This is a genomic window from Aeromonas sp. R3-1, assembly GCF_040908345.1.
Lineage (GTDB): Bacteria > Pseudomonadota > Gammaproteobacteria > Enterobacterales > Aeromonadaceae > Aeromonas > Aeromonas veronii.
Genome location: NZ_JBFODN010000216.1, coordinates 1 through 1520, shown reverse-complemented (window position 1 = coordinate 1520; position 1520 = coordinate 1). Strand labels below are relative to the sequence as shown.

1 protein-coding gene is annotated in these 1520 nt (G+C 59.6%); it reads right to left on the bottom strand.

From position 1 onward, the window contains the following. Window positions 1-129: 129 nt before the first annotated feature. Window positions 130-1284, bottom strand: a complete 1155-nt coding sequence (locus tag AB5Y85_RS14090) for a 3-phenylpropionate MFS transporter (RefSeq protein ID WP_257688168.1) — start codon at window positions 1282-1284, stop codon at window positions 130-132. Window positions 1285-1520: the final 236 nt, after the last annotated feature.

The window sequence follows — 1520 nt, the reverse complement described above, 5'->3', positions numbered from 1 at the left end:
ATGCTGGAGCGTTACGGAAAAGGCGTAAATATCAAAGCATGTTTGCATGAGGCGCTGGGGCGCCCTATGCAACACGTAATTGGGACATAGCCTTCTTTTTGGCTGTGTTACGATTAGGACTGGTAAGTATCAGGCCGGAGACCTCTCCTGCGCAGAGGGCGCAAAGGGTCGCAGCCGCAGGAAGAACACCGGCAATACCACCAGCACCATCAGGAAGAAGATGCCGCCGCCGAGAGGCTCGAACAGCACGCCGCAGAGTGCCATCAGCGCCGCCACCGTCATGCCGAGGCCAAGGGCCGCATAGAGCGCCTGAGTCGGGATCAACTGCTCGGCGGGCAGCTGGCGAGTAATAAAACGCACCGCCCCGAGATGACTCATGCCGAACGTCACCGAGTGGAGCAATTGCCCCAGCACCAGCACCCACAACTCGGTCGAGGCACCCAGCAATACCCAGCGCACCACACAACCGACTGCACCGGCGATAAAAAGGCTCTGGGCGCCAAAGCGCTGCCAGAAACGCTTGTCGGCGGCAAACATACAGATCTCCGCCACCACCCCGAGCGCCCAGAGATAGCCGATGATGGTGCCGCTATACCCTTGCGCCTTCCAGTAGATGGCGCTGAAACCGTAATAAGCGGCGTGGCTCCCCTGCAGCAAAGCGGTCAGCAGCAGGAAACGGCGCACCGGTGCGCTGCGCAGGGTTGCCAGCAAGGACGCCTTGGCGCGCTCGCCCTGACTATCCTGTGGCGCCGGATAGAGCGGCAGCCAGCTGAGCAGCAGCATCAGCACCAGCCCCGCCACCATGGTGTGCAAAATCCAGTCGCTACCAAAATTTTCCACCAACGCCCCCACCAGGGTCGAGGTGACGATAAAGGCAAAGGAGCCGCACAGCCGCACCTTGCCGTAATCGAGGTGCGCCTGCACCACCATGCGGGTCGCCAGCGCCTCACCCACCGGCATCAGGGTCGGATAGATAAAATTCGCCAGCAGGGTCAAGCCCACCAGCCACCAGAGGTTATGACTGAGATAGAAGCCAAGAAACGCCAGCAGACTGAGCAGGGAGAGCAAGCGGGTCACCGGCAACAGATGGCCCGCCCCCTTGATCTGCCCCATCACCATCAGGTTGCCGGCAAAGCGGATCGCCATCCCCGCCCCCAGCAGCAGACCAATCATCTCGGCGCTAACGCCCACCCCCTCCAGCCAGAGCGACCAGAACGGCAAGTAAGCACCGTAGACAAAATAGAAGGCGCCGAAAAAGAGCGCTAACCAGGAAAACGCGGGCATAGATCCTCTGCAACCGGATGACGGGAGCAGAATGATAACCCATCCCCCCCACAGATCCCGATGGAAACCCCGCGAAGAAAACGAAAAAACTTCAATAAAATTGAACTATTACCGAAGATGCGGGGTCTACTTGGTAACACCGGCGTTGTTTCCCAAATCAGCCAGCAAGTCATGACGTTCCCAGCCCCGGGTGAGCGCTACACTCGGGGCTTTCTGACAGGTAGGCCAAGGGCATT

What these genes read in the sequence shown, in the direction of transcription:
- AB5Y85_RS14090 (WP_257688168.1), bottom strand. Translation starts at nt 1,284, where the DNA reads ATGCCCGCGTTTTCCTGGTTAGCGCTCTTTTTCGGCGCCTTCTATTTT.